Here is a 12,635-nt window from a genome sequence, read left to right on the forward strand (position 1 = left end):
GCAGGGAACAACAAGAGCATGGAACTGAAAACATCTGATTTTTACTACGACCTTCCCCAGGAGCTGATCGCCCAGACGCCGCTGGACCGGCGGGACGGCTCCCGGCTGATGGTGCTCAACAAGGAGACGGGGGAGACCTCCCACCACCACTTCTATGAGCTGCCCAACTTCCTCCGCCCCGGCGACTGCCTGGTGCTCAACGACTCCCGGGTGCTGCCCGCCCGTCTGCTGGGCCACCGGGAGCCCACGGGGGGCGCAGTGGAGGTGCTGCTGCTCATCGACCGGGGCAACAAGGTGTGGGAGTGCCTGGTGCGGCCCGGCCGGAAGGTGAAGCCGGGCACCAAACTCTCCTTCGGCGACGGCCTGCTGACCGCCGATGTGCTGGAGGAGGTGGAGGGCGGAAACCGGCTGATCGAGTTCCACTATGAGGGGATTTTCCTGGAGATCCTGGAGCAGCTGGGCAAGATGCCCCTGCCGCCCTATATCAAGGAGGAGCTCAACGACCCGGAGCGGTACCAGACGGTGTACTCCCGTGAGGTGGGCTCCGCCGCCGCTCCCACCGCCGGTCTCCACTTTACAAAGGAGCTGCTGGCTCAGATCGAGGCCATGGGCGTGCGCCTGGCCTATGTGACCCTCCATGTGGGCCTGGGCACCTTCCGGCCTGTGAAGGAGGAGAACATCACGGACCACGAGATGCACGCCGAGTACTGCATGATCTCCCAGAAGACGGCGGATATCATCAATGAGACCAAGGCCAACGGCGGCCGGGTCATCTGTGTGGGCACCACCTCCTGCCGGACCATTGAGAGCTGGGCGGCTGAGGACGGCACGCTGAAGGAGAGCGCCGGCTGGACCAGCATTTATATCTACCCCGGCTACCGCTTTAAGGCGCTGGACTGCCTCATCACCAACTTCCACCTGCCTGAGTCCACGCTGATCATGCTGGTGTCCGCCCTGGCGGGACGGGAGCACATTCTGGCGGCCTATGAGGAGGCGGTGCGGGAGAAGTACCGGTTCTTCTCCTTCGGCGACGCCATGTTTATCTGCTGAAGCGGGCATAAATCAAAAGAGATAGGAGTTTTTGCGTGTTTGAAGTAGTGAAGACCCAGGGCAGGGCCCGGCGGGGCGTGTTTACCTGTGCCCACGGCACAGCCCAGACCCCTGTTTTCATGAACGTGGGCACCCAGGGCGCCATCAAGGGTGCGGTGTCGGCCCACGACCTGAAGGATGTGGGCTGCCAGATCGAGCTGTCCAACACCTACCACCTCCACCTCCGTCCGGGTGACGGCGTCGTGAAGGAGATGGGCGGCCTCCACAAGTTTATGGACTGGGACGGCCCCATTCTCACCGACTCCGGCGGGTTCCAGGTGTTCTCCCTGTCCGGCCTGCGGAAGATCACGGAAGAGGGAGTCACCTTCGCCTCCCACATCGACGGCCGCCGGGTCTTTATGGGCCCGGAGGAGAGTATGCGCATCCAGTCCAACCTGGGCAGCGACATTGCCATGGCCTTTGACGAGTGCGTGGCCAACCCCTCCACCCGGGAGTACGTGAAGCCCTCCTGCGAGCGGACGCTGCGGTGGCTGGAGCGGTGCAAGGCAGAGCACGACCGGCTCAACAGCCTGCCCGACACGGTCAACCCGGACCAGATGCTCTTCGGCATCAACCAGGGGGGCATTTACCCCGACCTGCGGGTGTGGCACATGCAGGAGATCGCCAAGATCGACTGCGACGGCTACGCCATCGGCGGCCTGGCGGTGGGTGAGCCCACCCAGACCATGTACGACATCATCGACGCTGTGGAGCCCCACATGCCCAAGGACAAGCCCCGGTATCTGATGGGGGTGGGCACGCCCTCCAACATCATTGAGGCGGTTGCCCGGGGCGTGGACTTCTTCGACTGCGTCATGCCGGCCCGCAACGCCCGCCATGGGAAGCTGTACACCTGGGAGGGCACCCTGAACATCAAGAATGAGAAGTACAAGACCGACCCCACCCCCATCGACCCCACCTGCACCTGTCCGGCCTGCCAGTCCTTCTCCCGGGCCTATCTGCGCCACCTGTTTGCGGCGGGGGAGATGCTGGCCATGCGCCTGGCGGTGCTCCACAATCTCCACTTCTACAATGAGCTGATGGTCCGCATCCGGGCGGCTCTGGACGAGGGTACCTTTGAGGAGTTCCGGCGGACGTACAGCGGAAAATTGGACGCGCCCATCGGAAATTCGTAAAGAGGACTTGCCAAGTGGTGAGAATGCCGCTATAATGTATAAAGTTGCCACAGGGCAAAGGGGCAGAAATACTGTATTTGGAGGAATTGACCTTGGATATCATTTCCATCGTAATGATCGTCGCAATGCTGGCCATCTTCTACTTCCTGCTGATCCGGCCGGAAAACAAGAAGAAAAAGGCCATGGCCGAGATGCGCAACAGCCTGGCGGTGGGCGACCTGATCACCACCATCGGCGGCATCGTGGGAACCATCTGCGCCGTGAAGGAGGACACCATTGTCATCGAGACCGGCGCCGACCGGGTGCGCATCGAGTTCACCAAGTGGGCTGTGTCCACCAAGGGCACCCAAACCTCTGAGGACTCCGCTCCCGCCAAGGAAGACAAGAAATAACTCCACTGCAAGACAGTCGGCCGCACATGCGGCCGGCTGTTTTTTATGCGCCGGATCTCAGAAGCGAAAAAGCAGACATGCCGGACGGAACAATGGCATATAATCCACCAGACAAGCACAATGTCTGGGAGGGGAATGGAATGAAACATGTAGAAGAGGACCAGGGAGCCAGACTGGTCCGCTGTGTACTGGGCGTGCTTCTGGGGGGCGGCGTGGCGCTGCTGGCCTGCTTTCTCTTTCTGCTGCTGGCCTCCGTAGGCATCTCCAGGGGATGGATCGGGGAACAGCTGATGTATCAGGTCACCATTGTGGGCTGCGTCATCGGCGGCTTTTCCGGCGGGACGGCTGCCATCCGCCGCTGCCGCTCCAGGGCGCTGATTGTGGGCTTGCTGACGGGCTGTGTGTTTTTTCTGATCCTGCTCACAGTGGGTGTGATCTTCTTCGGACCTGCCGCTCCGGAGGAGGGGCTGGCCCTTCTCTGCGGCGCTCTGTGCGGCGGCGCAGCGGCCGGCCTGCTGGGCGGAAAACGGCCCGCAAGGAAAAAGCGGAAGAGCCGCCGCTAAAAATGGATTGAAAAGAACCGCTTCCTATGCTATAATGAATCGAAGCTCCAAAAAACGACAGTGGAGGAGGGGAAACAGATGAAGCATGTGAAGACGCTTAACGGCGCTACCCTGAAGAACAGCGCTGCTCACGGCGGCTGCGGCGAGTGCCAGACTTCTTGCCAGTCCGCTTGTAAGACCTCTTGCACGGTTGCCAACCAGAAGTGCGAGAACAACAAGTAAGTCGAACAACAAGACTGGAAACGGGGTGGGTTTTGCCCACCCCGTTTCCGTGCCTGTCATTAGGAGAGAAAAGAATGGTACATACTTTTACTGCCCTCGGCGTATCCATCGCCGTGGATGTAAACAGCGGTGCTGTCCACGTGCTGGATAAGACCGCCTATGACCTGCTGGAGGCGCTGGACCGGCAGACTGCCAACCCCGGCCGGCTGGCCGAGCACTGCCCGGCGGACCTGGCCGCCCAGCTGCCCCAGTACAGCGCAGACGCGCTGGAGGAGGCCTGGCAGGATCTGCGTGGCCTTCAGGAGGAGGGGCTCCTCTTTGTGGAGGACGACTACATCGACCCCGCCGCCGCCGTGGCCATGCAGCGGGAGGCGCCCATCAAGGCCCTGTGCCTCCACGTGTCCCACGACTGCAACCTGCGCTGCAAGTACTGCTTCGCCTCCACCGGCGATTTCGGTACCGGCCACCGCATGACCATGGACTTTGAGACCGCCAAGCGGGCCATCGACTTTGTCATCGAGCGCTCCGGGAAGCGGCGGAACATCGAGGTAGACTTCTTTGGCGGCGAACCGCTGATGGCGATGGACACGGTGAAGAAGACGGTGGAGTACGCCCGCTCCATTGAGAAGGAGCACGGCAAGTGCTTCCGCTTTACCATCACGACCAACGGCGTCCTGCTCAACGACGAGAACATCGAGTACATCAACCGGGAGATGTCCAACGCGGTCCTGTCCATCGACGGCCGCAAGGAGGTCAACGACCGGATGCGCCCCACCGTCAACGGCAAGGGCAGCTACGACGTGATCGTCCCCAAGTTCCAGAAGCTGATTGCCGGCAGGGGAGACAAGGACTACTATCTCCGGGGCACCTTCACACGGGACAACCTGGACTTTGCCGCCGACGTGATGCACATGGCGTCCCTGGGCGCCAAGAACATCTCGGTGGAGCCCGTGGTGGGCGGCGCTGAGGACCCCTATGCCCTCCGGGAGGAGGACGTGCCTACCATCCTGGCTGAGTATGAGAAGCTGGCGGAGGAGCTGCGGGAACATCCCGAGGTGAACTTCTTCCACTTCAACGTGGACCTGGCCCAGGGCCCCTGCGTCATCAAGCGTCTGCGGGGCTGCGGCGCCGGCTGTGAGTATGTGGCCATCACGCCGGAAGGGGATATCTACCCCTGCCACCAGTTCGTGGGCAACCTGGACTACAAGCTGGGCAACCTCTATGAGGGCACCTTCAACATGGAGATCTCCAAGGCCTTCTCCAACCTGAATATCTACACCAGGGAGGACTGCAAGAACTGCTGGGCCCGGTTCTACTGCTCCGGCGGCTGCAGCGCCTCCAACCTGCTTGTCAATGGAGACATAAAAAAGCCTCACCATGTTGGATGCGAACTGGAGCGCAAGCGGCTGGAGTGCGCCATTGCCCTGCGGGCCATTGCGGCGGGCATGGCCGACTGATATACAAAGTGTAATTATACAAAATGTAATCGCTGAGACGGCGGCAAAAAATTGGCTTTATCGGCCTAGATACCGAGAAAAATAGAACATTTATCGACAGAAAGGGCGGGCTCCGAAGAGCCCGCCCTTTCCCTATGTAGATATAGTTAACATAATCTGTTTTACATAATATTTTGTCATAATACACAAAAATAATTTTTTTGCTTTATATTTCTTGCGTTGATTCTTCGAAAGGAATATATTATTATTCATAAACTAGGTTAAAAAGAAGGTCTGTCACTTGAAATTGGGATTTATTGGTGCTGGCAATATGTCGGGCGCAATTTTGGACGGCGTTTTAAAGGGCGGCCTTCTCCAGGCGGAGCAGCTGTGGGTCTCCAACCGCCACCAGGATAAGCTGGAGCGCTTTGCCCGACTGGGCGTCCACACCACCACGGACAACTGCCGGGTGGCCCGTGAAGCTGATCTGGTCATCCTTGGCATCAAGCCCCAGATGTTCGGCGAGGTGCTGCCCCAGATTGCGGATGAGGTGAAGGGCAAAGGCGTGCTCTCCATTTCGCCCGGGTACTCCCTGGCTTGGCTGCGGGAGCAGCTGCCCGGCTGTCACGTGATGCGGGCCATGCCCAACACGCCGCTGCTGGTGGGAAAGGGCTGTACCGCCCTGGCGCAGAAGAGCGGCGATGTGCCCGAGGACCTCTTCGAGGAGGTAAAGGCCGTGTTCTCTTCCGCGGGCGAGGTGTTTGTGGTGCCGGAGGATCTGATCGACGCGGTGATCGCCATCGCCGGCTCCTCACCGGCCTATTTCTTCCGTATGGCCGACGCCATGGTGCAGGCCGGACAGGCCCTGGGCCTGGAGCCGGAGCAGGCGCTGCGTATGGCAGCCCTCACCATGGAGGGCTCGGCCCGCATGCTGCTGGAGAGCGGGAAGACCGCCGGGGAGCTGACTCGGCAGGTGTGTTCGCCCGGCGGCACCACGCTGGCGGCTCTGACCGCCTTTGATGACCACCACTTTGAGGGTATGGTGAACGAGGCCATGGAGCGCTGTGTCCGCCGCTCTCAGGAGCTGGGCAAGTAAGGCTGTCCTTCTAATTCCTCCGGGGCACGCATAGGCTGTCGTGGAGGTGACGGCCATGCGCAGAGCTGTGGCAGGGGTGTGGGATGTCCCCGCGGAGGGCGGAGGACCCGCCCTTGCAGTGATCGGGGTCTGCTTTTTCCTGGGCAGCGCGGCAGGGTGCCTGCTGGCCGCCGCAGCGGGAGGCAGCGGTGCGGAGAGCCTGACGGCCTACGTTCAGGGTTTTCTCTCAGCCGCAGGGGAGGGGAGCGTACAGCCGCCCGCCCTGCTTCCGCTGATGTGGGATGTGCTCCGCTGGCCCATTTTTACGGTGGCTCTGGGGTTTACCGCCCTGGGGGTACTCGGTATTCCAATCTTATTTTCCGTCCGGGGATTTCTGTTGTCCTTTGCAGTGTCCTCCTTTGTTCGAATGTTCGGCAGTGAGGGCTGCTTTGCGGCCGCGCTGATTTTCGGTGTATCCGGGGCAGTCAGCATCCCGGCGCTCTTTGTTCTGGGCGTTCAGGGGCTGGCGGCGTCGGCCCGCCTGGCCGGGCGGACCATGGGGGAGAGCAGGAGAGGCTCCCCCTTCGGCCGGGCCTACTTTTTGCGCTGCGGCATGTGCGCCGGGGCGTTCTGTGTGTGTATACTGCTGGAATATCTGGCGGTCCCCACCCTTGTGGCGTGGGCGGCCGGAATGCTGGCGGCATAGGCGTGTCCCTGCCAAAGGGCAGAGCCGCCGAATTCTACATAGGATGGAGACGCGGCAGGGGATGGATTATTTAAAAGAGTATGAGTCATACCTGAAGACAGAGAAAAAGGCGTCCCTCAACACACTCAGCTCCTACCTGCGGGATATCCACCAGTACGCAGGCTGGCTGGAGGGGGAGAACCTGACGGCGGAACAGGCCGGGCAGGCGGATGTGGAGCGATATGTGAAGCATCTGTCCGCCAAGGGGAAGTCTGTGGCCACGGTGACCAGAAGTCTGGCCTCTATGAAGTCCTTTTACAATTTCCTGATCGGCGCCAGTGTGGTGACCGTCAATCCGGTGCGGGGGATTACCCCCGCCAAGGTGGAGCGCAAGCTGCCCCAGATCCTCACCAGCAAAGAGGTGGACCTGTTTCTGGAACAGCCCGACCCCTCCGACGCCAAGGGCTGCCGGGACAAGGCCATGCTGGAGCTGCTGTATGCCACAGGAATCCGGGTGTCCGAACTAATCGGATTGAACCTGGAGCATGTCAATCTGTCCGCGGGCTTCGTCCGCTGCGTGGGGCGGAACAAGGAGCGGATCATCCCGCTCTATCCCGCCGCTGTGCGCGCCCTGACCAACTATGTGACCCAGGTCCGGCCCCAGATGATCGAGCACCCCGACGAGAAGGCCCTGTTTGTGAATATGAACGGGGAGCGCATGAGCCGCCAGGGCTTTTGGAAGATCATCAAGCATTATCAGGAGAAGGCGGGCATCCGCAAGGACATCACGCCCCACACCCTGCGTCACTCCTTTGCGGCCCATCTGCTGGAGAACGGTGCGGACCTGCGGTCCATCCAGGAGATGCTGGGCCACGCCGACATCTCATCCACTCAGATATACGCCCAGCTGGTGAACCAGAAGCTGAAAGACGTGTACAACAAAGCCCACCCCCGGGCATAAGATGAGAGTGGATACCGGATTTTTATTTACAATTCTCCCTCTAAAACAGCAGACGCCGCGGCAAAATCTGCCGCGGCGTCTGCTGTTGCTGTACGCAATTCTTTGTTGCGCCATATCCTCTGCCGTGATAAAATAAGATCCGTATGTATACCCAGGAGGTTGCCATGATCATTTTGGGAATAGACCCGGGCTTCGCCATCGTGGGCTTCGGGGTGCTGGAGGCGGTGCCGGGGCGGCAGAGGCTGATCCGGTGCGGCGCCATCACCACTCCGGCAGGGCTGCCGCTGCCCACCAGGCTGCTCCAGATCTCCGACGATATGGCCACCCTGCTCCGGCAGTTCAGGCCGGAGGCCATGGCGGTGGAGGAGCTGTTCTTCAACCAGAACGTGACCACCGGTATCGGCGTGGCCCAGGCCAGAGGGGTCATCCTGACCGAAGCGGAGCGGGCCGGCGTCCCTATTTTTGAGTACAGCCCGTCCCAGGTCAAGCAGGCGGTGGTGGGGTACGGCAAGGCGGAAAAACGGCAGGTGATGGACATGACCAAACGCCTGTTGGGGCTGAAGGACGTGCCCAAGCCGGATGACGCGGCGGACGCCGTGGCCATCGCCCTGTGCCATGCCCGCTCGTCCTCGTCCCGATTGTCCCTGCTGGACTCCGCCCGGCCGGGCAGCGGGCGGTACGCCGCCCGGGACGACCGCCGCTGATAACCGACAAAACACTTGTGAGGAACCGATATGTTTTACTATGTGAAAGGCCCTGTGGTCCACATGGCGCCCTACCTGGCCGTTGTGGACTGCGGCGGGGTGGGCTATGCCTGCCGCACCACCAACAGCACCCTTGCCCGGCTGCGGAAAGGGGAGGCCGCCACACTCTACACCCACCTCAACGTCCGGGAGGACGCCATGGAGCTCTACGGCTTTGCCAGTGAGAACGAGCTCAGCTGCTTCCAGCTGCTCATCGGTGTGTCCGGCGTGGGCCCCAAGGCGGCGCTATCCATCCTGTCCTCCACCACTCCCGAGGGACTGGCCACGTCCATCATCACCGGTGACGAGAAGTCCCTCACCGTGGCCCCCGGCATCGGCAAGAAGATCGCCCAGCGCATCATTCTGGAGCTGAAGGATAAGCTGGCCAAGGGTCAGCTCTCCACCCCCGGCGGTGAGAGCTACGGCGGTACCGGCGTGACGGTCATCCCCCAGAACAAGGCCAGCGAGGCCGCGGCCGCTCTGGCTGTTTTGGGATACAGCCAGGCCGAGGCGGCAGCCGCCCTGAAGAACATCGATATGGAGGCCCTGGCCCTGGAGGAGATCATCAAGCAGGCGCTGAAGAAGATGGTGAAGTAAGCGTAAAAACAGCCGGGGGACATGAGGTCCGTCCGGAAGAGGAAGTGAGCATTTGAGCATCGATTTTTCGGAGAGCGGCTTTGAGACGGAAGAGCCTCTGGTGACCACGTCCCTGACCCGGGACGATGAGAACGAGGGCTCTCTCCGCCCCAAGACCCTCTCGGAGTACATCGGCCAGAAGAAGGCCAAGGGCAACCTGGAGATCTTCATCCAGGCGGCCAAGATGCGGGGGGAGCCCCTGGACCACGTGCTGCTCCACGGCCCCCCGGGCCTGGGCAAGACCACCCTGTCCGGAATCATTGCCAACGAGATGGGGGTCAATATCCGCATCACCTCCGGCCCCGCCATTGAAAAGCCGGGAGATCTAGCGGCCCTGCTGACCAACCTGCAGGAAAACGACATCCTGTTCGTGGATGAGATCCACCGGCTCAACCGCTCGGTGGAGGAGATCCTCTATCCCGCCATGGAGGACTTTGCCATCGACATCATCATCGGCAAGGGTCCCTCCGCCAACTCCATCCGGCTGGATCTGCCCAAATTTACCCTCATCGGCGCCACCACCCGGGCAGGGCAGCTGTCCGCCCCTCTGCGGGACCGGTTCGGCGTCACGCTACGGCTGGAGCTATATACCCCCGAGGAGCTGGCCCTGATCGTCACCCGCTCGGCGGGCATCCTGGGGGTGCCCATTGAGGCGGATGGCGCCATGGAGATCGCCCGGCGGAGCCGGGGCACACCCCGTATTGCCAACCGCATGCTCCGCCGGGTGCGGGACTTCGCCCAGGTGCGGGCGGGGGGCGTCATTACCCGGGATGTGGCCGACCAGGCCCTCAGCGCTCTGGAGGTGGACTATCTGGGACTGGACGCCGTGGACCGCCGGATGCTTACCAGCATCATCGAACACTACGGCGGCGGCCCTGTGGGCCTGGAGACCCTGGCGGCCACCATCAACGAGGAGGCCGTCACCCTGGAGGATGTGTACGAGCCCTATCTGATGCAGATGGGCTTTCTCACCCGCACGCCCAGAGGGCGCTGTGTCACCCGCCGGGCCTATGAGCATCTGGGGCTGCCCGTGCCCCGTGGCGACGGTCTGGACCAGCTGTCGTTCTGACGAAAAGCCAACACGGGACTGTGTCCCAGAAAATAAACAGCGCAGAAAGGATTGTTTCTGAATATGGGAAAATTGTTCGGTACTGATGGAATCCGCGGCGTGGTCAACGCCGGACTGGACGCCGACCTGGCCTATAAGGTGGGTCTGGCGGCTGCTCAGGTGCTCACCAAGGAGGGCAACCACAAGCCGCTGGTGGCCATCGGCAAGGACACCCGCATCTCCTCCGACCTGCTGGAGGGCGCCCTGATCGCCGGCCTCTGCTCTGCCGGCGCGGACGTGCTTCATCTGGGCGTCATCCCCACCCCTGCCGTGGCCTGGATCACGGTGGACAACAACGCCGACGCGGGCATCGTCATCTCCGCCTCCCACAATCCCTTTGAGCACAACGGCATCAAGATCTTCAACGGCCAGGGCTTCAAGCTCTCCGACGCATTGGAAGGGGAGATCGAGGACATCATCCTCTCCGGCAAGGAGGTGCCCCTGAAGACCCACGGCGACATCGGCCGGGTCATCTACGCCGACCAGAAGGAGCGGGAGGACTACATCGACCACCTGGCCTCCACCGTGACCAGCGACCTGGGCGGGATGCGCATCCTGGTGGACTGCGCCAACGGCGCCTCCTCCGCCACTGCCGCCCGGCTGTTCGACCGTTTCCCTGAGCTGCACACCGACGTCATCAACGCCGACCCTGACGGCGTGAACATCAACAACGGCTGCGGCTCCACCCACCTGGACAAACTGTGCACCATGGTCAAGGCCGGCGGTTACGACCTGGGCCTGGCCTTTGACGGCGACGCCGACCGCTGCCTGGCCTGCGACGAGATGGGCAACGAGATCGACGGCGACCAGATCATGGCGGTCTGCGGTCAGGACCTGATGAGCAGGGGAGAGCTGCCTGGCAACGCCGTGGTGGCCACCGTGATGAGCAACCTGGGTCTGCATGTATTCTGCCGGGAGCACGGAATGCAGCTGCTGTGCACCGACGTGGGCGACCGGAACGTGCTGGAGAAGATGGAGGAGTGCGGCTATGTGCTGGGCGGCGAGCAGTCCGGCCATATGATCTTCCGCCGTTACGCCACCACTGGCGACGGCCAGCTGACCGCCCTTCAGCTTCTCGCCCTGCTGCACGCCTCGGGCAAGAAGGCCTCCGAGCTGGTGGCGGACTGCAAGCGCTATCCCCAGCTGCTGGTGAACGTGGCCGTGGCCGATAAGGCCAAAAAGGCGGAGATCATGGCCAACGCAGATCTGAAGGCCGCCATCGCCCAGCAGGAGGCCCGGCTGGCAGGGGACGGCCGTATCCTGGTCCGTCCCTCCGGCACCGAGGCCCTGATCCGGGTGATGGTGGAGGCCAAGGACGAGGAAACCGCCAAGTCCTGCGCGCACGAATTGGCAAATCTGATTAAAACACTCTGAGATTTTTCAGGCGCTTTAAAATAATTTGCATAAAACTATTGACAAATACCGGTTCTTCTGCTTTAATAGGTAAGGAGATTTGGAATGAAGCCACAGGATCAGGACTACCAAAAGCTGTCAGATGAGGCACTGTGTATCCAGGCTGCGTCAGGGGATCGCCTGGCGGAAGAGACCTTGGTCATCCGGTACAACCGCTTGGTGCGCATGTGTTCCCGCCCGCTCTTCCTGGCCGGGGGAGACAGTGAAGACCTGATTCAGGAGGGGATGGTTGGCCTGCTGGCCGCCATTCGGGTCTATGACCCGTCCAAAGGTACTTCTTTTCATACTTATGCGGAGACCTGCATAAGGAACCGTCTCCTGTCCGCGGTGAAGGCGGCGTCCCGCGATAAGCACACGCCGCTGAACAACTACATCTCATTCGAAACCCCTTTCTTTGATGGAAAGACCGACCACTATGCTTATGGTACAGACCAGGAGCGTCTGGAGAACCCTGAGACCATTATGATCGGCAGGGAAGAGCTCCGGGAGCGCTTGGGTGTGCTGAAGGGCCAGCTGTCCGGTTTCGAAGCGAAAGTCCTCGGACTGTATCTGAACGGACTGTCCTATGATGAGATTGCAGCCGAGGTAAAACGGTCCCCGAAATCGGTGGACAACGCTGTCCAGCGCATCAGGCGCAAGGTGGCGAGGCATTTCCAGTCTGGCGATATCAGCGCAAGCTGAACGCAAATATTACATGTCCCAGCAAAGTAGGTTTATCCTGACCTGGGCAAAGAGTCAAAGAGAGGGTATCATCATGTTTGAAGACAAGACACTCGTATGCAAGGAATGTGGCAAGGAGTTCGTGTTCACCGCTGGTGAGCAGGAGTTCTATGCCGAGCGCGGCTTCCAGAACGAGCCCCAGCGCTGCAAGTCCTGCCGTGACGCCCGCAAGAACGCCGCCCGTGGCCCCCGTGAGTACTTCACCGCCACCTGCGCTGCCTGCGGCGGCGAGGCCCGGGTTCCCTTCGAGCCCAAGTCCGATCGTCCCGTCTACTGCAGCGAGTGCTTTGCTCGTATGCGTGGGCAGCAGTAATTCGCGCGATAAAAACGCCCGGTGCATGGGACAGGTGCTCATAAGAAAGTGATTTGAAAGAATTACGATTATGGCATCTGTCAGGCAGGATTGGGCAACGAAGAAATACGCCGTATTCAGCAGATTTTGCTGGATACGGCGTA

The 12,635-nt window shown here is 61.2% G+C and carries 15 protein-coding genes; all 15 read left to right on the forward strand.

Features of this window, described 5'->3' with window-relative positions:
• Window positions 1-24 precede the first annotated feature (24 nt).
• The 15 genes from queA (at window position 25) to Q0K23_RS08590 (ending at window position 12,492) form a co-directional block, all read left to right on the forward strand.
• Complete coding sequence (gene queA, locus Q0K23_RS08520) at window positions 25-1,050, forward strand: tRNA preQ1(34) S-adenosylmethionine ribosyltransferase-isomerase QueA (protein WP_294520756.1); 1,026 nt, start codon at window positions 25-27, stop codon at window positions 1,048-1,050.
• A 35-nt stretch (window positions 1,051-1,085) separates the two neighbouring features.
• Window positions 1,086-2,225, forward strand: a complete 1,140-nt coding sequence (tgt, locus tag Q0K23_RS08525) for a tRNA guanosine(34) transglycosylase Tgt (protein ID WP_294520714.1) — start codon at window positions 1,086-1,088, stop codon at window positions 2,223-2,225.
• A 92-nt stretch (window positions 2,226-2,317) separates the two neighbouring features.
• A complete protein-coding gene (yajC, locus tag Q0K23_RS08530; protein ID WP_294520717.1) occupies window positions 2,318-2,617 on the forward strand; it encodes a preprotein translocase subunit YajC in 300 nt (99 codons plus the stop codon).
• Window positions 2,618-2,757: 140 nt separating this feature from the next.
• Window positions 2,758-3,180, forward strand: coding sequence for a TIGR04086 family membrane protein (locus tag Q0K23_RS08535; RefSeq protein ID WP_294520720.1), 423 nt, complete (start codon window positions 2,758-2,760; stop codon window positions 3,178-3,180).
• Window positions 3,181-3,258: 78 nt separating this feature from the next.
• A complete protein-coding gene (gene scfA / locus Q0K23_RS08540) occupies window positions 3,259-3,402 on the forward strand; it encodes a six-cysteine ranthipeptide SCIFF (RefSeq protein ID WP_294520725.1) in 144 nt (47 codons plus the stop codon).
• 74 nt (window positions 3,403-3,476) lie between these two features.
• Window positions 3,477-4,859, forward strand: a complete 1,383-nt coding sequence (gene scfB, locus Q0K23_RS08545; protein WP_294520728.1) for a thioether cross-link-forming SCIFF peptide maturase — start codon at window positions 3,477-3,479, stop codon at window positions 4,857-4,859.
• Between the two features lie 286 nt (window positions 4,860-5,145).
• Window positions 5,146-5,934: a pyrroline-5-carboxylate reductase gene (proC, locus tag Q0K23_RS08550; RefSeq protein ID WP_294520758.1), complete on the forward strand. Its 789-nt coding sequence runs from the start codon at window positions 5,146-5,148 to the stop codon at window positions 5,932-5,934.
• A 55-nt stretch (window positions 5,935-5,989) separates the two neighbouring features.
• Window positions 5,990-6,619, forward strand: coding sequence for a stage II sporulation protein M (locus tag Q0K23_RS08555; protein WP_294520731.1), 630 nt, complete (start codon window positions 5,990-5,992; stop codon window positions 6,617-6,619).
• A 61-nt stretch (window positions 6,620-6,680) separates the two neighbouring features.
• Window positions 6,681-7,559: a site-specific tyrosine recombinase XerD gene (gene xerD / locus Q0K23_RS08560; RefSeq protein WP_294520735.1), complete on the forward strand. Its 879-nt coding sequence runs from the start codon at window positions 6,681-6,683 to the stop codon at window positions 7,557-7,559.
• Between the two features lie 164 nt (window positions 7,560-7,723).
• The gene (gene ruvC / locus Q0K23_RS08565) at window positions 7,724-8,263 is read left to right on the forward strand and encodes a crossover junction endodeoxyribonuclease RuvC (RefSeq protein WP_294520738.1); all 540 of its coding nucleotides are present in this window, start codon (window positions 7,724-7,726) and stop codon (window positions 8,261-8,263) included.
• A 30-nt stretch (window positions 8,264-8,293) separates the two neighbouring features.
• Window positions 8,294-8,899, forward strand: coding sequence for a Holliday junction branch migration protein RuvA (ruvA, locus tag Q0K23_RS08570; protein WP_294520742.1), 606 nt, complete (start codon window positions 8,294-8,296; stop codon window positions 8,897-8,899).
• A gap of 52 nt (window positions 8,900-8,951) precedes the next feature.
• Window positions 8,952-10,007 (forward strand): Holliday junction branch migration DNA helicase RuvB, encoded by a 1,056-nt coding sequence (gene ruvB / locus Q0K23_RS08575; RefSeq protein WP_294520744.1) that lies wholly within the window; start codon window positions 8,952-8,954, stop codon window positions 10,005-10,007.
• A 63-nt stretch (window positions 10,008-10,070) separates the two neighbouring features.
• Window positions 10,071-11,420 carry a phosphoglucosamine mutase gene (glmM, locus tag Q0K23_RS08580; protein ID WP_294520747.1) on the forward strand — a complete coding sequence of 450 codons (1,350 nt, stop codon included), beginning with the start codon at window positions 10,071-10,073 and terminating at the stop codon, window positions 11,418-11,420.
• Between the two features lie 84 nt (window positions 11,421-11,504).
• A complete protein-coding gene (locus Q0K23_RS08585) occupies window positions 11,505-12,140 on the forward strand; it encodes a sigma-70 family RNA polymerase sigma factor (protein ID WP_294520750.1) in 636 nt (211 codons plus the stop codon).
• Window positions 12,141-12,213: 73 nt separating this feature from the next.
• Window positions 12,214-12,492, forward strand: coding sequence for a zinc-ribbon domain containing protein (locus Q0K23_RS08590; RefSeq protein ID WP_294520753.1), 279 nt, complete (start codon window positions 12,214-12,216; stop codon window positions 12,490-12,492).
• Window positions 12,493-12,635 lie beyond the last annotated feature (143 nt).

It is taken from the genome of uncultured Pseudoflavonifractor sp., from assembly GCF_944387275.1.
GTDB lineage: Bacteria > Bacillota > Clostridia > Oscillospirales > Oscillospiraceae > Pseudoflavonifractor > Pseudoflavonifractor intestinihominis.